The 18,259-nt window shown below is 59.5% G+C and carries 20 protein-coding genes; 12 read left to right on the top strand and 8 right to left on the bottom strand.

The window, feature by feature from the left end; all coding sequences use genetic code 11:
* Positions 1–96: 96 nt before the first annotated feature.
* Complete coding sequence (locus ACVWZU_RS12725) at positions 97–462, bottom strand: response regulator (RefSeq protein ID WP_011432017.1); 366 nt, start codon at positions 460–462, stop codon at positions 97–99.
* 276 nt (positions 463–738) lie between these two features.
* On the bottom strand, positions 739–1,686 hold the full coding sequence (locus tag ACVWZU_RS12720; RefSeq protein ID WP_457445254.1) for an NAD(P)H-dependent glycerol-3-phosphate dehydrogenase: 948 nt from the start codon (positions 1,684–1,686) through the stop codon (positions 739–741).
* 142 nt (positions 1,687–1,828) lie between these two features.
* Between ACVWZU_RS12720 and ACVWZU_RS12715 the strand changes: the two genes are divergently transcribed.
* Together ACVWZU_RS12715 and gcvH are read left to right on the top strand one after the other, a co-directional pair.
* Positions 1,829–2,734, top strand: coding sequence for an alpha/beta fold hydrolase (locus ACVWZU_RS12715; protein ID WP_414331097.1), 906 nt, complete (start codon positions 1,829–1,831; stop codon positions 2,732–2,734).
* A gap of 82 nt (positions 2,735–2,816) precedes the next feature.
* Positions 2,817–3,206, top strand: a complete 390-nt coding sequence (gcvH, locus tag ACVWZU_RS12710; protein ID WP_011432013.1) for a glycine cleavage system protein GcvH — start codon at positions 2,817–2,819, stop codon at positions 3,204–3,206.
* Between the two features lie 21 nt (positions 3,207–3,227).
* Here gcvH and ACVWZU_RS12705 read toward each other — a convergent pair whose 3' ends face one another.
* Complete coding sequence (locus ACVWZU_RS12705) at positions 3,228–4,139, bottom strand: diguanylate cyclase (protein WP_457445252.1); 912 nt, start codon at positions 4,137–4,139, stop codon at positions 3,228–3,230.
* Positions 4,140–4,873: 734 nt separating this feature from the next.
* Between ACVWZU_RS12705 and ACVWZU_RS12700 the strand changes: the two genes are divergently transcribed.
* The 8 genes from ACVWZU_RS12700 (at position 4,874) to ACVWZU_RS12665 (ending at position 11,054) form a co-directional block, all read left to right on the top strand.
* Complete coding sequence (locus ACVWZU_RS12700) at positions 4,874–5,305, top strand: DUF3119 family protein (RefSeq protein ID WP_457445250.1); 432 nt, start codon at positions 4,874–4,876, stop codon at positions 5,303–5,305.
* Positions 5,302–6,102 (top strand): peptidoglycan editing factor PgeF, encoded by an 801-nt coding sequence (gene pgeF / locus ACVWZU_RS12695; RefSeq protein WP_457445248.1) that lies wholly within the window; start codon positions 5,302–5,304, stop codon positions 6,100–6,102. Before ACVWZU_RS12700 ends, pgeF begins: the two co-directional genes overlap by 4 nt.
* 104 nt (positions 6,103–6,206) lie before the next feature.
* Positions 6,207–6,548, top strand: a complete 342-nt coding sequence (locus ACVWZU_RS12690) for a hypothetical protein (RefSeq protein ID WP_414374986.1) — start codon at positions 6,207–6,209, stop codon at positions 6,546–6,548.
* 53 nt (positions 6,549–6,601) lie between these two features.
* Positions 6,602–7,030, top strand: a complete 429-nt coding sequence (locus ACVWZU_RS12685) for a DUF6464 family protein (protein WP_457445258.1) — start codon at positions 6,602–6,604, stop codon at positions 7,028–7,030.
* A complete protein-coding gene (pyrF, locus tag ACVWZU_RS12680) occupies positions 7,027–7,734 on the top strand; it encodes an orotidine-5'-phosphate decarboxylase (RefSeq protein WP_457445246.1) in 708 nt (235 codons plus the stop codon). The genes ACVWZU_RS12685 and pyrF overlap by 4 nt, the downstream gene beginning before the upstream one ends.
* A gap of 131 nt (positions 7,735–7,865) precedes the next feature.
* Positions 7,866–8,450: a hypothetical protein gene (locus tag ACVWZU_RS12675; RefSeq protein ID WP_457445256.1), complete on the top strand. Its 585-nt coding sequence runs from the start codon at positions 7,866–7,868 to the stop codon at positions 8,448–8,450.
* A 200-nt stretch (positions 8,451–8,650) separates the two neighbouring features.
* The gene (locus ACVWZU_RS12670) at positions 8,651–9,772 is read left to right on the top strand and encodes a hypothetical protein (protein ID WP_457445244.1); all 1,122 of its coding nucleotides are present in this window, start codon (positions 8,651–8,653) and stop codon (positions 9,770–9,772) included.
* Positions 9,773–9,794: 22 nt separating this feature from the next.
* Positions 9,795–11,054: an aminotransferase-like domain-containing protein gene (locus ACVWZU_RS12665; RefSeq protein WP_457445242.1), complete on the top strand. Its 1,260-nt coding sequence runs from the start codon at positions 9,795–9,797 to the stop codon at positions 11,052–11,054.
* Here ACVWZU_RS12665 and ACVWZU_RS12660 read toward each other — a convergent pair.
* Positions 11,032–11,283, bottom strand: coding sequence for a hypothetical protein (locus ACVWZU_RS12660; protein WP_457395888.1), 252 nt, complete (start codon positions 11,281–11,283; stop codon positions 11,032–11,034). The genes ACVWZU_RS12665 and ACVWZU_RS12660 overlap by 23 nt on opposite strands.
* A 123-nt stretch (positions 11,284–11,406) precedes the next feature.
* The gene (locus ACVWZU_RS12655) at positions 11,407–11,679 is read right to left on the bottom strand and encodes a tellurite resistance TerB family protein (protein WP_457395886.1); all 273 of its coding nucleotides are present in this window, start codon (positions 11,677–11,679) and stop codon (positions 11,407–11,409) included.
* Positions 11,680–11,928: 249 nt separating this feature from the next.
* Here ACVWZU_RS12655 and ACVWZU_RS12650 point away from each other — a divergent pair, with 249 nt between their 5' ends.
* Positions 11,929–13,056 (top strand): iron-containing alcohol dehydrogenase family protein, encoded by a 1,128-nt coding sequence (locus ACVWZU_RS12650; protein WP_457445240.1) that lies wholly within the window; start codon positions 11,929–11,931, stop codon positions 13,054–13,056.
* Positions 13,057–13,080: 24 nt separating this feature from the next.
* On the opposite strand, the gene ACVWZU_RS12645 is transcribed toward ACVWZU_RS12650, so the two are convergent.
* The 3 genes from ACVWZU_RS12645 to ACVWZU_RS12635 form a co-directional block, all read right to left on the bottom strand.
* Positions 13,081–14,022: a DMT family transporter gene (locus ACVWZU_RS12645; RefSeq protein ID WP_238376852.1), complete on the bottom strand. Its 942-nt coding sequence runs from the start codon at positions 14,020–14,022 to the stop codon at positions 13,081–13,083.
* A gap of 247 nt (positions 14,023–14,269) precedes the next feature.
* Positions 14,270–15,391, bottom strand: a complete 1,122-nt coding sequence (locus tag ACVWZU_RS12640) for a glycosyltransferase family 9 protein (RefSeq protein ID WP_414356209.1) — start codon at positions 15,389–15,391, stop codon at positions 14,270–14,272.
* 127 nt (positions 15,392–15,518) lie between these two features.
* Positions 15,519–16,367: a hypothetical protein gene (locus ACVWZU_RS12635; protein ID WP_457445238.1), complete on the bottom strand. Its 849-nt coding sequence runs from the start codon at positions 16,365–16,367 to the stop codon at positions 15,519–15,521.
* A gap of 412 nt (positions 16,368–16,779) precedes the next feature.
* Here ACVWZU_RS12635 and ACVWZU_RS12630 point away from each other — a divergent pair, with 412 nt between their 5' ends.
* A complete protein-coding gene (locus ACVWZU_RS12630) occupies positions 16,780–18,060 on the top strand; it encodes a DUF4912 domain-containing protein (protein ID WP_414407086.1) in 1,281 nt (426 codons plus the stop codon).
* Positions 18,061–18,259 lie beyond the last annotated feature (199 nt).

Genomic DNA, 18,259 nt, shown 5'->3' with positions numbered 1-18,259 from the left:
ACATGGCCGACACTGCGTTTTTAAAGGGCGTCGGCTACGGTCGGCGCTATCCTTCCCCGCCCTGAAGGACGGGGCTTGCCGCGCCTTTTGGTCAACTCAAGACAATTGGGCAGCAACGGCTTTCAGCAGGCGTTTCTGGTCAACGGGCTTCGTCAGATAGGCATCGGAGCCAAAACATAGCCCCTGTTCAATCTCTTCGGGAGAGATTTTCGAGGAGAGAAAGACGAAGGGGATGTGAGCTGTAGACTGATCCCATCTCAGGGCATCCAGCACCCCATAGCCGTTCAGCTTGGGCATCACCACATCGCACAACACCAAGTCGGGCATCAGGGTGCGCACCATCTGCAAGCCCTCTTCTCCATCGGTGGCCGCCACCGTGTCGTACCCCGCTCGTTGCAACACCTTCTGCAGATAGGTGCGAATAGAGGGTTCGTCTTCAATCACCAGGATGCGTTTGGACATAACTTTGTAAAAAATTAAACAAAGACCTGGCCCAACCTGTCGGGCCTACTGTCCGCCTTCCCGGAGCCAGAGAGATCCGAGTTGATGCAAGAACAAGTCGAAGAACTACAGCTGCAGCATAGGGAAACTCTGGAAAAAAAAACTCCGCCAAATCGCTCATTCTGGGATCTCCCTGCTCTGCAAAAATCCTGATAGAGTGCGGAACAACTTTCCTCATCCGCAGATTTGCGGTTATGCCAGAAACCCCCCTCCTCCTTTGGGAGAAGTGAAGGCAGCCTATTCCGAAGTCAGTTGACGTTCCATCAGGCGGGTGAGGGCGGCGGTGGGGGTGGTCTGCCCTTGCAACAACAGATGCACTTCCTGGGTGATGGGCACCTGAATGCCGTGCTGGGCAGCGATCTCGACCACGACGGGAGCGGTGTAAACCCCTTCGGCGGTGCCCTCGATCTCCGCCAAAATCTGCGACAAGGGTTGGCCCTGGCCTAGCCCGTAGCCCACTCGGTAGTTGCGGCTCAAGCGGCTGTGGCAGGTGGCCAGCAGATCCCCCAACCCCGACAGGCCATTGAAGGTTTCTGCCCGTGCCCCCAGCTTAGATCCCACCCGGATCATCTCTGCCAGGCCGCGGGTAACCAGAGCCGCACGAGCATTGGCCCCCAGTTGCAAGCCATCACACACGCCAACAGCGATGGCGATAACATTTTTCAGGGTGCCGCCTAGCTCCACTCCCAGCGGATCGCTGCTGGTATAGAGGCGGAACCGCTCCGAGGAAAGGGCATACTGCACCTGCACAGCGGCCCAGGGATCCCGGCTGGCCACCACTGCCGCTGCCGGCAAGCCTTGGCGGATCTCCGCCGAAAGATTAGGCCCCGAAAGCACCACCAGGGGCTGCTCCGGGAAGGTGGCCCCCCAAATTTGGGTAGGGGTCAGAAGCTGCAGTGGATCCAACCCTTTGGTGGCCGAGACCAAAATTGCCTGCGGCGGGATCCCCACTTGGCGCACCGCTTCCACCACAGGGCGTACCCCCGCCATAGAGACGGCTGAGATGAGGATTTGGGATCCCTGGAGCACTTCTGCCAAATCCAGGTCCTTGCGGCGATTCCAAACCCGCACCCGGTGCCCTTGCCCCTGAGCCAGCATCGCCAGGGTACTTCCCCAAGCCCCGGCTCCCAAAATGGCAACGCTTTGCGGGGATGTTGGGCTTTGGCCTTCTGCGCTAGTGTTCATCTAATCTGTTCACCCGCAGACTTTCTCTTAAGCTTTCTTCGTAGGATGCCTCTCAAAAAGCCTGCGCCGGCAAAGGGAAGACCGGCGACAAAGGTTAGTATGGGTGGATACCAAATCATGGGTTAGCTCGAGAGCAGACGACATGGCAGAAGCAGGGATCCCCCGCCTTCCTCCTGAGGTAGCTGCCAAAATGGGAACCTGGCAGCACGGGTATGCCCTTACCAATGGCATTCAACTGCACTACGTCACCCAAGGGGAAGGGGAGCTGGCGATCTTGTTGCACGGTTTCCCGGAGTTTTGGTACTCCTGGCGGCATCAGATTCCGGTGTTGGCGCAGCGGTTTCGCGTGGTGGCACCCGATATGCGCGGCTACAACGATTCCGACAAACCGGATCACGGCTATGACCTGGATACCCTTACCGAGGATATTCGCGGCTTGCTGAGCCACTTTGGGGCTCAGAGGGCGGTGGTCGTAGCCCACGATTGGGGGGGAGCCATTGCCTGGCACTGGGCGCAATTTTTTCCTGAGGAGATTCGCAAGCTGGCCGTCCTCAATTCTCCCCATCCGGCCTGCTTTCGCCGGGAATTCTTGAGCAACTTGGATCAACTGCGCCGCAGTTGGTACCTGTTCTTTTTTCAATTGCCTTGGCTGCCAGAGTGGGTGCTGCAGTGGGATTTGGGAGATTGGGTGCGCCGCATTTTCCAGGAAACCTCGGTGCGCAAAAGCGCCTTCACCCGCCACGACCTCAAGCTCTACCAAGAGGCCCTCTCCAAACCCAAGGTTCTCACCTCTGCCCTCAACTACTACCGCCAGCTTTTTAACCTGCCCACTTTGCAGAACCTGTTTTTGCAGCCCATGCGGCAAATCCTCGCCCCTACCCTGCTGATTTGGGGAGAAGAAGACTTTGCCCTCAGCCGCGAGCTAACTGAGGGGATGGATCCCTTTTTCCCCAACGGCCTGCGCAAGGAGTACATCCCCGAATGCGGCCATTGGGCGCAGCAGGAAGCTCCGCAAACGGTCAATCGGCTGCTGATGGAGTTTCTCTAGCGGGCCGGGCTTGGGATCCGCCCTTTACCATCTCCGAGAGTTCACCCTAGAATAATCCACTGAATTCTACGGGAGAACCGGCATGGCCCTGGAGTATCCATCCCATCTGCGCTACGTGGACACCCACGAGTACATCCATGTTGAGGATGATATTGCGGTGATTGGGATCACAGCTTATGCCGTCGATCAACTGGGGGATATCGTTTTCGTGGGCTTGCCCGAAGAAGGGACAGAGATTGAAAAAGGGGAAAGCTTTGGCTCGGTGGAATCGGTCAAGGCCGTTGAAGATCTCTATGCCCCTCTTTCTGGAGAGGTGGTGGCCGTGAATACAGCGGTGGTGGAGAGCCCCGAAAGCCTTGCCGACGATCCCTATGGCGATGGCTGGCTGATCAAGGTGCGCATTGCCAACCCCGAAGATCTCGAGGACACCATGAGTGCCGAAGCCTATGCCAGCTTGGTAGAGGGATCCTAAACTCCAGCAGTTGGCCCTGAACTACAGCAAAGTCTCTCGGTTACCCCCCTCAGCTTTGGCTTGGTAGAGGGCCTTGTCGGCAGCAGCCAGCAGACTTTGTGGGTCAGTTCCCTCTCCCAACTCCAGCAGAGAGGCGATGCCCACACTGCAGCTTAGGGAGATGGTCTCCGTCCCCGCCTGCACCAACAGGGTCTGGACAGCCTGCCGCAAGCGTTCTGCCAGCCCTAGGATCTGCGAGTTCGGGATCCCGCGCACCAGCAGGGCAAACTCATCGCCCCCCAAGCGGGCCACCAGATCGTCTTGGCGAACGTGAGCTTGCAATCGCCGCGCCACCTGGATTAAGGTTTGATCCCCAGCCCAGTGCCCCCAGCGGTCGTTGATTTGCTTAAACCCATCCAAATCCAGATAGAGCACGTGGAGGGGAATGCGATGGCGAAGGGCAAAGGGGATCTCCAGCTCCAGTTGCTCCAGGAAAAAACGTCGGTTATGCAAGCCGGTCAGCGGGTCGTGGAGGGCGGCAGTGGCCATTTGCAAAAAGAAGGCTTCTTCTGCCGCGTCGTAGTAGGCAAACTTGAGGGTGCTGGCCCCCACTTGAATGCGATCTCCATCCTTCAGGAGAACGCGGCTGATGCGCTCGCCGTTGACATAAGTGCCGTTGAGGCTCTCCAGGTCGGTGAGGACATAACCTTCATCTTCTCTCTCCAGCCGACAGTGCTGCCGGGAGACGGCGTGATCCAAGAGCTGGATATCCGCGCAGTGGCTGCGCCCCAAAACTCCACCCCTCGCCAAGGGAAACGTCATGCCCACATTGGCGCCGCTGAGCACCGTTAGAAAGGCCGCAGTTGCCTCAGGCTGGGGTCTGCGCTCGTAAAACTCCAAGGGGATCTGAGTGGTTGGCTCCTCTGGCAACTGAGAGAGAGGGTCGAGAGGCATGGAGAGGCCCAACGAATTGTGCGGGTTAGCAGTAAGCACTCGTTATATCCGTATTATGTCGGTTTTCCCCAGGCCGTGTTTGGGTGAGCGAGGGATGTCTCGCCGGTTCTGATCTGTAAACTTGCGGAACTCTGGAGTTTATCGTATACCATCGCACGCGGTGAGGCCCTCAGTTGAGAGCTACGCGAGGATTCCATCCCGCCTGCGCGGTTGTATCGGCCAGCTGTGGGAAGAAGCTCAATGGCAAACCCCAATTTCCCCAGGATCCCAAGTATTTTTCGGGATAACTCAAAAAACGGGTTCGGTTTGCCCCTCGTTCCCTGATTTCGAGAAGAGCATGACTCTAGTCAATAATAAGCTCAACTATACTGAAAATAATGTATAATATGTTCAGTACGGATTACTACCAGTTGATCTTTCTGTTTACTTTCGAGTCTGCCAACATGGTAGCCAAAGCAAAGCAGAAAATTGGTAGTAAGACGACACGGAAACTGCGCTTTGGGTATTCTACTCAAAGCTTTGCGGGATACCGCCATTCTGTTCGGACTCCGTCCCGCTGACGCGAATGGAAACAAACAGAATGCTATCGCTGCATAGTTGAACAGTGATGTTCAGCAGTGTTCAGCGTAAATGTATCAGGCTCTCTCCTCTATGTCCTACAGATCCTCTGACTTCTGAAGAGTCGCCGAGGCGGCCTAGAATGGGTCTGGGATCCCTGAGAGGAGGAGTGGGGCATGATCAGGCCCAATTCTGCCCATCTATTGACCCCGGATTTTCGCCTCAGCCTGTCGGTGTTGGCTTTGGCGGTGCCGCTGTTCTGGCTTTCGTTTTGGGCGGGGCTGGGGGTGGGCCTGTTTGGCCTATTTTTGGTGGTGCAGACCTCTCTGATCGGTCTGGCCTTTACCAGAACGGCGCTGCAGGTCTACAGCGGCTCCAGGCGCATCCGCGAGTTCCCCTACAGCGAGTGGCAGGATTGGCAAATTTTCTGGCCGCCGCTGCCGGTGTTGTTCTTTTTTCGAGAAACCCGGAGCATTCATTTTTTGCCGATGCTGTTTAACCCTGCCGAGCTGAAGATGTGTTTGGAAGAGCGGGTGGGCCATCTCCACACCCAACATCGGTCTCAAGGATCCCCGCCGATTGCTGGTCCGGGTAGCTCCCGCCGATGAGTGGCTCCGCCTTGTGGGTTTGGCAGCAGGCAGGGAGATGGCGCTGGCTGGAGTGTCAGCTTTTGGCAGAGTGGCCTCATGCTTTTGGCTCTCGCCAAGGTCATCCCCATCCCCCGTCTCAGTTGGCCGCCCGGCTGCAACTGCCCCCTGAACAGGCCGCGTGGGGCCATCAGGTGCATGGCTGCAACTGGGTTTGGGCAGATGGGATCACGGAAACCCTTGGACAGAAGGGAGAGCAGGACTGCTCTGTTGGTCAAGGGATCTCTACCCGTTCTCAGGCGGATGCGGTCATTGCCCGCCGCCAAGGAGATTCTGCCTGGGTCTGCACCGCTGACTGTGTGCCGATTTTGGTGGCCAGTCGAGAATGGGTGGCAGCCATTCACGCCGGGTGGAGAGGCACTGCTGCGGGGATCTTGTCCAAGGTGCTGCAGGAGTTTCTCCGGGCGGGGATCCCTGCTGCTGGGATCCGCGTTGCCATCGGGCCTTCCATTTCGGGGTCGGTCTATCAGGTGTCAGAGGAGGTGGCGGAGCAGGTGCTGCAAAGCCTACCCCCAGGGCTGGATGCCCGCGCCGCTCTCTTGCCCGATCCTCTGCCTGGCAAGGTTCGCCTGGATCTGCGCTGGGTCAACGGTGCCCAAGCCCAAGCCAAAGGGATCCCCCCTGAACACATTGCCGTCAGCCCCCATTGCACCCTCAGCCAACCCCAAGATTTCTTTTCCTATCGCCGCGATGGATCCCTGAAGGATGAGCAGGGCCGTCATTGCGTGCAGTGGTCGGGAATCGGCCTGCGGTCGTAGGAAGACTTAGCCCGGCTCTGCCCAGAGGAACCGGAGGCAGTGGCTATAATTGCGCTCAAGATAGGGCTCTTAGAAATAAACTAATCCTAGCTGGCGAGGATCCCATGTTTCGCAGCGTTACCTTTTGTGGATTGTCTTGGATGGCTTTGTCCCTGGCGCTTGCTTTGCCTGAAGGGGTTAATGCTCAAACCTCTCTAACCGGCATCAACCGTGACAGCGTACTGCAACTGAACCTTGGGTCGGGACGTAGCCTCCCTCGGGTACCTGTGGGCGGTTCAGGTTCTGAGGAGGGCCGGGATCCCGCTGCTCCCTCGGCGCAGATGTGGGCAGAGTGGCATATTCGCGCCAATGTCTGTACCGGAAACCTATCCACAGAAGAACTGGCGGAGCTGTTTCCATTGGTGAATCAAGCTCTAGTGGATGCCGTTTGCCGGGGAGGAAGTTAAAGGTTGCCCAGGCTGGCGGTAAGGTGAAGAAGGAGCCTCTAGGTCGCTGCTGCATGGATTTTGAGAAACTTTTGGAGGAATGGGTTGCAGCCTTTGCCCAAGTGGCCGAAGAAAGTTTGGCCTCTTTGGAGACTGCCCTGATGGAGCTGGCAGAGCACTTGGCTGTGCCTTTACAGGAAACCCTTAGGCAGTGGGAAGCCCTCTGGAATCTGGAGGAGGAAGTGGAGCTGGAGCCTGAGCCAGAACCCTTTGAGGAAACCCTCAACCCTTCTGGCGAATCTTTCACCACCAGTCGTTTCTTCGTCAGCCCGATAGGATTTGGGGGTGTGGTTGTTTACACTTACGTGGCTTCGCGGCCAGAATACATCGGGGATCCCACCTGCCGCTACAATGCCCATTCTCCAGAGTTGCGCTGCGCCGTCAACCCCTGCGGCCCCTGTGAGGGCTGTCCCCACTATGAGCCCCGGAATGAGCCCCGATGAAGGGTGACCGCCTGATTGTTGCGCTGGATACCTCTTCTCAAGAGCAGGCTTTGAAGTGGGTGGACTCTTTGCCGCAGGTGCTGTGGTGGAAGGTGGGCCTGGAGTTGTTCACTGCTGCGGGTTTTCCCATTCTGCAGGCTCTCAAGGAAAGGGGCAAGCGCATTTTTCTGGATTTGAAGCTGCACGACATTCCCCACACCGTGGGGAGGGCTACGGAGGTGGCCGTCAGCTATGGAGTGGATCTGCTCACCGTCCATGCTGCCGGCGGCAGTGCCATGTTGCGGGCAGCCGTGGCAGCCGCCCAGGGCAGTTCTTGTCGACTATTGGCGGTTACCCTCTTAACCAGCATCAGCCCCCCGCAGGTGCGACAGGAACTGGGCATCGAGATGGATCCCGCCGACTATGTGTTGCATTTGGCCCGGCTGGCTCAAGCTCAAGGCTTTACTGGACTGGTTTGCTCTCCTCAGGAGGTCTCGCGGTTGCGCCAAGCTTTGGGGCCGGAGGTTTTGCTGGTTACTCCTGGGATCCGTCTGGGCCAAGCCAAGGCGGGGGATGGAGAGGAGGATCAACAGCGCATCTGCACGCCCGACGAAGCTCTGCGGGCAGGAGCCGATTATCTGGTGGTGGGCCGCCCCATCACCGCTTCTCCCGATCCCGTGGCCGCCTTGCGGCGCTTCCAAGCCTCATGGGATGCTGCCGGGTGAGGGTGTGGGGAGATGCCCGATGTTATTGGGGTAGTTCTGTAATGCAACGACGCCGTAGGCTTGTGCAGTGGATCCCTGAAAAAAGGCCGGCTGGATCCGGCAGGAGATGTTGGCTAGGAGTCGGTTTGTCGGTGGTTTTGGGCCTGGTCAGCACTCCTGGGCGCGTTAGGGGTGCGGAGCATTTCGTTCCGGCAAGAGGGGAAACTTGCCTGGCTGCTCCTCAGGTTTGGGCTGAGGCTCTAACGGAGCAGTTGCCTTTGTTTCTCAATCTGGCCTTGAGCCGCTCCCGCTCTGAGTTTCAGGTTGTGCTGGTGGGGAAGCCGGAGGTTGAAATGCTCTCTCCAAGGTCTCCGGCCCGCTTACGCCAACAGGAGCTGGCTCAGGTTTTGCCGGACACCGCAACTGCTGTTTCGCCAGAAGCTTTTCGGCTGTATTTCACCACGCTGGAGCGCCGCTTGGTCTTGCCCCAACACCCCCAAAAGGAGGGCAACTCCTTGGCCGGTCGGCGCAGCGAAACCCTGCAACTGGCCTACGAGGCTTATGTTCTGCGGGCTGCTCCTGGGGATCCCTGGCGGTTGGTGCGTCTGCAGGTAACCGGATCGGGGATCCCCATTCGCGATGTAACGAATGGACTCACTGCCCAGGCCATCCGCCGCTGGCAACAGTCGGGTTGCCCCTTGACGGGCGATCTAGAGTTGACTAGACCTTCTCTCTAGCGGCGCGGAGCGCTTTGCGTCAGCATGAGTGCGGGAGTATGTCACGCGGGGAGATTCTCTTTTGGAAGTAACGAAGGGGCACTTTTTCTCCCCAACCGGCCAAGAGTAGAGGGCGTTGGATGTTCTGCTGCCGGTCGAGGGCCCACCCCGTGTAGGGATAGTGTTCTGCACTGCTCATGCGAACAGGCTAGGGTTTACCCATGAAGTTTCCCCCCGCCACACCCCGCCCGGGCAAGCGGCTGCCCCGCGGCTCATTTCCCCGCCTGAGCTCCTCCAACAGGGACAACCATCGCCGTCGGCGTTTGGTTGGTTTTGGTTTCATGGGCCACTGGCTGCTATGGGGAGGGATGGGCCTTCTTTTGGGGCAGCGACTCCGCTCTTGGGGGCAACCGGCTCCTTTGCAGTGGTGGCGCGTTTTGCCGGTGAGCAGTTCTGAGGGATCCCTGACTTTTGTCCAACCGGAACTGCCTCTCTACCACTCGTTCGCGTCAGGGGTGCGGAGCGCTTTTGCCGACAGGCTACTGCCCTGGCTGGCTCAGGGAACCGGGATCTCGGCTGAAGGGATCCTGCACATCTTCTCAGCTATGGCCTGCTTGGCCATTCTGCTGTTGTGCTGGAGCTGGGGCAACTTCTGGAGTGCCGGTCTATGGGGACTCAGCCCCTGGGTGTTGACCCAAGGGTTGGAGCCAGGCAGCGAGATTTTGGGCAGCCTGGTTTTGCTTTGCAGTTGTGGTGTTGGGCCGGGATCCACCTTGCGCTGGCGGGGTCTGGCCTTAGCCTGTGCCCTGTCCTATAAGGTTTGGCTCTTGGCTCTGCTCTGGGCAGGGCTGTGGACGAGCCAGCAGTGGCCGCGGCAACCGTTGCGTTCGCGTCAGCGGCTCGGAATATCAGGACTGCTTTTGCTGCTGCTGGTGATGGGTTTTTCCTGGTTGGGACGGATTGATTGGCCAGCTACCTCTGCTGAGGTGATTCCCCATCCTCTCAGCTCCCAAGGTGGCTTGGCCGTTTTGGCTACTTTGATGCTGCCCTTGGGGTTGAGCTTGGTGCGGTTGGGCTGGCCCTGGGCAGAACGGCAGCAAGCCCTGCTCAGCTTGGCCGGCTTGGGCCATGTCCTCTGGATGGGGGCGCTGGCGACATGGTTTTGGGATCCCCAAGTGAACACCCTGCAGCAAAGTGCTCGCTGGGGTTTGGTGGTGCTCCCCTTCCTATGCCTGAGCGCCGGCGGCGTCTTGGCTGAGATCCCCTACCGGAGCTGGCGGCGGGTTTTGGGATCCCTACTCCTGGGCAGTTCTTTCTTGTTATCGTGGCAGGCATTGGCCTAAGGTATTCTTTCTCTTGCTTGCCATGACCCAGACCTCGTCCGCATCGGCACCGCGTAGCACTTCGCGGCCCTTGTTGCAAACCCTTTTTGCCCAACGGGCTCAGGCTGTGATCCCTTCTCCTTTCGGGGCGGAGATCCCAGGTGCAGCGCCGGTGGTTACCAGTTTTACCTTTGGGCTGGCGGATCCGCGCCTGTTTCCCAAGGCCGACTTGGCGCGGGCCACGGCGGAGGTGTTGGCAGAGGATGGGGACAATGCCCTCAATTACGGCGGCACGTTTGCCGGGCTGATCGACGTGGTGCTGCAGTTGATGCGGGATAGAGGGGTAGAGGCCCAGCCGGAAAACCTACTGATCGGCTATGGCTCTGGGCAGATCCTCGGCCTGTTGCCTCAGGTCTTCGTGGAGCCGGGGGATGTAGTCATTGTGGAAGGGCCCACCTTCATGGGGGCTGTCAGCCGTTTTGCGGCGGCAGGAGCGCGTCTGATCTCGATTCCGGTAGATGGGGAAGGCATGGTGGTGGATCGCTTGGAAGAGGTGCTGCGCGATCTGGCTCGCCAAGGGACCCGCCCCCGATTTGTCTATACCATTCCCACCTTCCAAAACCCCAAAGGCTGCACCCTCTCTGGGCCACGGCGGCAGAAATTGGTGCAGTTGGCGGCTGAGTACGGTGTGGTGGTGGTGGAGGACGATGCCTACTACGACCTGCGCTTTGCCGGGGATCCCTTGCCCAGCTTGGCTGCGCTGGATCGGGAAGGCTGGGTTCTTCATGTGGGCACCTTCTCCAAGATTGTGGTGCCGGGGGTGCGGGTGGGCTGGGCCTGTGGTCACCCTGAGATCATCCGCCGCTTGGAGATGTTTCGCAGCGAGGGATCCCTGGGGCCCTTTTTGGGCCGGGTGGTGGCCCGCTATTGCGGGGAGGGCCGTCTGCAAAGCCACATTCAACTCCTCACCCGTCGCTACCGAGAAAAGTGCCAGGTGATGCTGGAGGCCATCGCTCAATATTTTCCGCCCGAAGTCAAGGTGGAGGCCCCTGGGGGTGGATTTTTCGTCTGGTGTGAGCTGCCCCCTTTCCTAAGCGCCAGCACCTTGTTGCAGGCTACCCGTGCCCTGGGGGTCACCTTCCTACCGGGCACCCACTGCTTTGCCGACGGCCAAGGAGACCATGCTCTGCGCCTGGCCTTCAGCTACCAACCAGAAGAGCGCATTGTCAGCGGCATCCAGATTATTGGGGAGCAACTGCACAGACTGATGCACTCTCGCGTCACCTGCTCCCCACAGCCTTAGCCATGCGCCGGAAAAATTGCCCAACGCCCTTCACCAGGTTGGGTGCAGCTTCTGGACGAGCCGGGATCCCGGCCATGAGGGTGTAGTAGTCATCCAAGAGGGTGTGCTCTTCTGGAGAGACCGTGTTGTCCGCGATCATCAGGTTGCCGATTGCTCCCAAAAGTTGCATGCGCTCGGTTTCGCTGGCCTGGGCAAGATAATCGGCCATCCAGCGCTCGGTTTGCTCCATCGGGATGGGCTCTTGGATCAGCTAGAAATCGCGGGAGCCCCGCACTGTACCCGTAGGGTCGGTGTCGAGAGGAAAGTCCGCCTCCATGGTTATAATTGTACTGCGGACACCAGAAACGGTTGTTTAAGGCACTGGTAACGGTCGATTGGGGGTGCTGTAAACCACCCCAGAGGCTCGTGGTTGGCTTGCCAACTGCAGGGCTACCGAAAGCCCGCCCTGTACTGCGAAGGTCAGGGTCGGGTAGTTTACTTCTCGCAGCTCGGTATCGTGCTCCAAACCATAGCGGCGCAGCAGGGATCCCAAGTAGGCCAATTCCTGGGGTTTCAAATGCCCATCGGCCCAAGCAGAGCCGGCCACAATTTTGAGCATGAGCTGATGTTGAGTTGTGGGGTTCATGGTGGGATCCCTTGCTGAGAACTGTTGTCGCTACGCGACACTTCTGCGAACGTGTCAGGGGGCCAGAGACCTTAGAGGCTGCAGAGTTGAGGGGATGAACAGCTTAACTATAGCCAGACCTTGGGTGAGCCATCTGCGTTCGCGTCAGCAGCGCGGAGCCCTTTTTTCGGCTAGGATCGTTATCTGTATTACGAACACTGAGCTATTCGCGATAGCGGGACGGAGTCCTTTTTCTCGCCCTTTCTTGCAATGCTGAGCGCCTCTCCTTGCCAATTGGATCTTGCCATTCCGGCCCCAGGTCGGCTGTACCGCGGCAGCGGCATTCTGGAAGCTGTGCCCCTTGCGGTACTGGGATCCCGCGTGCTGGTGATCGGGGGGGAACGCTCCTTGGCTGTAGTTGAGGCCCCCCTGGAGCGCAATTTCGCCCGGGATCCCGCCCTCCAAGTTCACTGGACTACCTACGGGGTAGACTGCAGCGAGTCGGAGCTGGCGCGTTTGCAGGCGCTAGCCATGGCGGAGTCCACAACCGGCATCTTAGGAGTGGGGGGTGGCAAGGCACTGGATACGGCCAAGCTAGTGGCCCACAGATTGGGGATCCCGGTGGTTACCGTGCCCACCTCTGCGGCCACCTGTGCCGCCTGGAGCGCCCTATCCAATATCTACTCCGACAGCGGCGCTTTTCAGCAGGATGTGAGCCTGGATCGCGCCCCTGCTGCCCTGATCCTGGACTATGAGCTGATTCTGCAAGCTCCAGCGCGCACCCTAGTGGCTGGGATCGGAGATGCCTTGGCCAAGTGGTACGAGTCTTCTGTCAGCAGCGGCGCATCGGAAGATGCCCTGGTGATTGGGGCAGTGCAGCAAGCCCGTGTCTTGCGGGATTTGCTTCTCCAGCAATCGGCGGCGGCCTTGAGGGAGCCGGGCGGAACCGCTTGGAAGCAGGTGGTGGATGCCTGCATCTGCCTGGCGGGGATCGTCGGCGGCATGGGTGGGGCTAAGTGTCGCACCGTGGCCGCCCACGCTGTCCACAACGGGCTAACCCATTTGCTGGGGCATCGGGCCACTCTGCACGGAGAAAAAGTAGCCTTCGGTATCCTGGTGCAATTGCGCCTGGAGGAGATCTTGCAAGGAAACCAGTTGGCGCTGGCAGCACGTACCCAGTTGCTGGAGTTCTACCGCCAGGTGGGGCTGCCCCTCAACTTGCGGGATCTCAAGCTAGGTCACTTGGGATCCGCCGACCTGCTGCATGCTGCCCAAGTGGCCTGCCAGCCAGGATCCGACATCCACCACCTGCCCTTCCCCGTCAGTCCAGAAGCCCTGTTGGTGGCCCTTACCACCACAGACCTGACCAGCTCCAGCCCTGTTCTCCCTCGGCTGTAAGTCCTGGCAGAGGATATCTGTCTGCTATCCAACTCCGCCGGTACGGGCCTGGGTCGGCATTGTGGGCAGGCGGGCTTCGCCGTAGGCTCCAGAGGTGGCGCCCACCAAGATCAAGGCTCCGCCCATCCAAGTCCACCCATCCGGGATCTCGGCAAACACCCAAAACCCGATTAGGCTGGCCCAGAGCAGACGGGAGAAATCCAGAGGCAGCAGCATCGTCACCTCAGCCAGCTTGTAGGCCTGGGCGAGGGCCACCTGGCCAATGCTGCCCAGTAGCCCCATGGCCACCATCCACAGCCACTGCTCAGGAGAAGGCCAGGTCCAAACCCAGACGGCAGCCAGAAAGGAAAGGGGGGTCTGCAGCAGGCCCATGTAGGCCGTAATCGTGAGGCTGGACTCGGTGCGGGAGAGGATCTTGAGCACGATGGTCACCCAGGCAAAGAGTGCTGCCGCCCCCAAGGCCAGCCCTGTTCCCAGAGAAAACTCTCGGAAGCCTGGCCTCAACATCACCAAAGCCCCGGCAAACCCCAGGCCCAATCCCAGCCAGCGGGACGAGCGCATCTGCTCGCCCAACACCCATACCGCCATCGTGCCGGCAAACAAAAGTTGAACAAAGCTCAGCGCCGTAGCTTCTGCCAGAGGCAACAGGCTGGCTGCCCAAAAGGAGAGCAACATCCCCACCGTGCTGATCGCCGAGCGCAGGAGGTAAAACTCCATCTTGGCGGTGTGCAGAGACTGGATCCCAGCCCGCAACACCAGCGGCGACAGGGCGAGAAACCCGAATAGGTTGCGCAAAAACACAATCTGAAAGGGGTGAAGGGCGGGAGTGTTGAGCCGGATGATCGCGCCTAAACAGGCAAAGCAAGCAGTGGCCAGCAGCTTCAGGGCAACTCCTTGCCAGAGCCTTATTTTTCCCCACTCTGCAAAGCGGCTCAGCTGGTGGCGATACCACATCTCCAAAGTCACAGCTCACACCCAAATGGTTTAGGCACTAAGTTTTCAGCCTTGAACTCTCAGCTTAAACGGACTTCCAGGGATCCGAACTGCGCCCCTGGGCACTCCTTGCTGCCCACCGGCCCCCCTGATTCCCAGGGGGAAAAAGATGGGGATCCCAAGACATAGCTATTTCAAGTAGCCGTAAACACTTCGTCCCGTCGCTGCATGTCTCCCCTCTCTCTTTGGGAGAGGGGCTGGGGGTGAGGGCGTGGAACCTCTAGGTTTGCTTGAGAATCTCTTTCAAGTAGCCGATGACCGTTTCCGGCTTGAGATGGGCCATACAGGGATGACCCTCCACCAGGCAGGTTTCGTTTTTGAACTTGTTCTCTGCGCAGACCCGGCACTTGTAGGCGGTTTGGGTGAGATAGACGTGGGGCAGACGAGGAGCCCACAGTCGCACCGGGCTGGCCCCATCCCCATCGGCATCGTTGCCAAACAGGGCAATGGTGGGACAGCCCACTGCCGCCGCGATGTGCATCGGCCCCGCATCCACGGAGATACACACCCGCGCCCGCTTCAGGGCCCCCGCCAGCTCCATGAGGCTGGTTTTGCCCCGCAGGTCAACCATTCCCGTTTGCGCCAGCAGTTCGTCTTCGCTGCTGCCGCCGTGGTAGAGGGATCGCTGCAGCTCCGGCGCGCTGCCGATTAGCCCCACCTGCAGGCCCTGGCCTTGGCACCACTGGATCACCTGCCGCCAGTACTCCAGAGGCCACATCTTGGCGCGGCGGGTAGTGGTGATGTGCACCAAGACCTCTGGCACCGGAAAACCGGGATCCCGGCTGGGCAGCTCCAGGCGGAAAAAATCCGTCTCCACGTACGCCAGGCGACAGAAGATTTCGGCGATGTAGTTGCTGGTGAGGATCCCTTTGTAGCGCTGCAGAAACTCCAGGCCGTTCCAGTCGTCATCCTGGAGCATGCGCTGTACCGGGTCGGAGCCGGGGTCCAACTTGCGGCGAAAATCCAGAGTCAAGCCGGCCCCGGCAATGTATTGAGGGCGCAGGGCCGTTACCGCCACCAGGTTGAGCTCGCTAAACTCGTCGCAATTGATGGCCAAGTCGTAGGGGCCGGCCTGAGCCACCCGTTCTCGCACAGCAGCGGTCAGGGCCTCGAGGTAATCGGGACGACGGCTGTAGAGAGGAAAGCTGAAGTCGATGTAGGGGCAGTGGAGCTCAAAGTCGCGGGTAATCTCGCTGCCAAAAAAATCCAGCACACAGCCGGGGTATTTTTCCTTGAGGCCCCGCAACAGCGGGATGGTAACCACAAAATTGCCCACCTTGCTGGAGGAAAACACCGCCAGGTGGGGATGTTCCCGCAGAGGTTGGTTGGCAAACCGTTGCATAAGGCTGGGATCCCCAGGAAGATATCAACCCCGCTGGAGGTGGTGCGGGTGGTGCAGACAGAGCACTTTTGCTAGGCTAGCATTCCTCTGTCCTGTGCTTTGATGGCCATGCTGGGATCCCTGGGCCTCAGGGGAGACTGGCTTGGCTGCCATCCCAGATGACCACCACAGCAAAGCGATCCAGAAAGCCATCTGTCGCATTCATCTGGCGCAGACTAAAAGCATCTTCGGCGGAAATCACCAGGTCGTAGCCCAGGGTGCGGATGGCACGAATGCGGTGAGGCCGTTCCCCGATGCGGTTCACCAGTGAGCGGGCCTGCTCTTCCGAGGTGGCATAGGCAGCTGTGCCTTCGCTGCCCACAAAGGCCGCGTTGAGGTCTTGGCCAAGAGTAACGGGGGTATAGACTTGATTGCCATCGGGATCAAACAAGCGCATTGACTGGCTAGGCAAGAAATCCAAGCCTCGTGCATCCACAATCAACCCTGTCACTTGCGGTTCCCGCCGCTGGGATCCCGCCTCCAGACCCGCTCCACCCCCTGGCCCTTGGCCCGCACCCATCCCTGAGCCAGGGCTGGCTCCGCGCACCCCACTCTGGCCGCTGCCCGGCCCGACCACTTCCCCCTGCCGGGATCCAGAGCCACTGCCGCCGGGGCTGGTGCCGAACTGCCGCAACAGATCCAGATCGAAAACCGGGCCTTCTGCCACTTCTCCATGGCCGGGTTGGGCCGGCTGGACTTTTGGATCGGCTTGATCTGTTTGTGGGAGCGGAACAGAATCCTGGGTTACTGGACGCCAGGGCGTTGCTTCAGAAGCGGGCAGGGTAGGGGATCCCCCTTGCAAGCGGTAAAGGGGAGGAAACAGCGTTTGGGCATCCACAGCTTCCACCGGCAAGACCGGCCCCGCCAGCAGGATCCCCAGTGCTGCCCAGCTCCCTTGGATCCGTATGCCTTGAATCCTATACTTCCACCACCTCATGCCCACACCTGTTGGCCTCAAAACCTGCGGCCCGCTCGGCAACCGCTCATCCTCCCCCATGCTACCCAGGCAGGGCCGGTTCGGCAGGGGATCCCGCGCAGTCTTCCCCTTGGCTTGAGAGCAGCTGGGGCTCCTGGCCTCTCCCTAAAGGTGGGTCGGAGAACAAGAGATTGATCCCCAGCGATCCCCAGGGTCTTGACCGACAGGCAAAAATACGCAAACATGGGTTCATCATTCTTGATGATCCCCGTTGATCCCCACCTGTGGTCATCAGCGGCTGGAGAGCCCGAGGCAAGCCGATACATCAGCAGGTTCAAGGTTGTCCTCAGAACCACAAGCTGGGATCGGCCCATAGGACAAAAGCTGGAGCATTGCACGAAGCCCGATTTGTCGAAGACAGGAGACCCCGACCATGCCACAAGAGCGGATCCCGTTGGAAGAAATGACCATCCGGCAGTTGCGGGAAGAAGCTGCCCGCTATCAGATCCCCAAGTACAGCCGCATGACCAAAGACCAGCTGATTGAGGCCATTCGAGAGGCCCAAGTCAAAGCTGGCCGCCCTGTCGATGCCATGCCGGAGCCCAAGGGGCAAGAATCGGTCACCCAAACGAAGTTTAGGGGTCAAGAGGTTGCCGGCAAGACGGATCTGGCCGATGTGGACAAAGGGCTGGGGGATCTGCCGGAGGGCTATGGGGAAAGCCGCATCGTTTTGCTGCCGCGGGATCCCCAGTGGGCCTACGCCTATTGGGATGTGCCCAACGAGGCTAAAGAAAGCAAGCGCCGCGAGGGCGGCCAACAGTTGGCGCTGCGCCTCTACGATGTGACGGATATCGATTTCAGCTACCAGCCGGCCCACAGCATGCAGGAGTACCCCTGTGATGAGTTGGCGCGGGAGTGGTATTTGCCGATCCCGGTGAGCGATCGTTCCTACATTGTGGAAATTGGCTACCGGACGGCAGATGGCCGCTGGCTGATGTTGGCCCGCTCGGCGGCGGTGATGGTGCCGCCAGTCTTTCCCTCCGACTGGTTTGAAGAGCACTTCCTGACAGTGCCCTTCGACATGGCTCTGCAGGGCCGCACCCTTTACCAGCTCAGCGAGCCTTACAAGCGCAGTGCCACCGGCATGGGTGTGGTGGCCTACAAGGGCGATGAGCCGCAGCAGGGTGCCACGGTCGATCCCTTCCTGGAAATGGTGGGTGGCTTTGAGGCGATGCGGGTGGCGGGATCCCTGTTTGGCAGCCACCAGATGGGCAGCCGCCAATTGGTGCCCGAGCAGGCCATCAGCTCGTTTATCATCCCCTCGGGTGTGGGCATGATGGGGATGGCCATGGCGGAGGTGCCCGCTGCTCCCTGGATGGCTTCAGGATCCGGCCTGGGCCTGTTCTCGGGGGCTTCCGAAGTGCTGCCTCAGCGCTCTCGCAAGTTCTGGCTGGTGGCCGATGCCGAGCTGATTGTCTATGGGGCCACAGAGCCGGATGCCACCGTTACCATTGGCGGGCGGAAGATCCAGCTCAACCCCGATGGCACCTTCCGCTTCCACATGGCCTTCCCAGACGGCAACATCGACTTCCCCATCTTTGCGGTGGCTGCCGATGGCGAGCAAAACCGGGAGATCCACATGACTTTCGACCGCCGCACCCTCTCCCGCCGCACCAACACCAAGGAGGAGGCCATCGAAGAGTTGTTGCCCTGAAGGATCCAACCTTTCCCTTCTTGCCCCCTGGAGCTGGCCGGGGGGCTTTCTTTCCTGGGCTGGAGAGCTTGACTCCAGCCATCAAAACAGGGGATCCCAGCCCTAGGAGAGCATGACTCTAGTCAATAATAAGCTCAACTATACTGAAAATAATGTATAATATGTTCAGTACGGATTACTACCAGTTGATCTTTCTGTT

This window comes from Thermostichus sp. MS-CIW-26, assembly GCF_054059115.1.
Note: the sequence above shows the minus strand (reverse complement) of the source record. Positions and strands in the feature narration are given on the sequence as shown.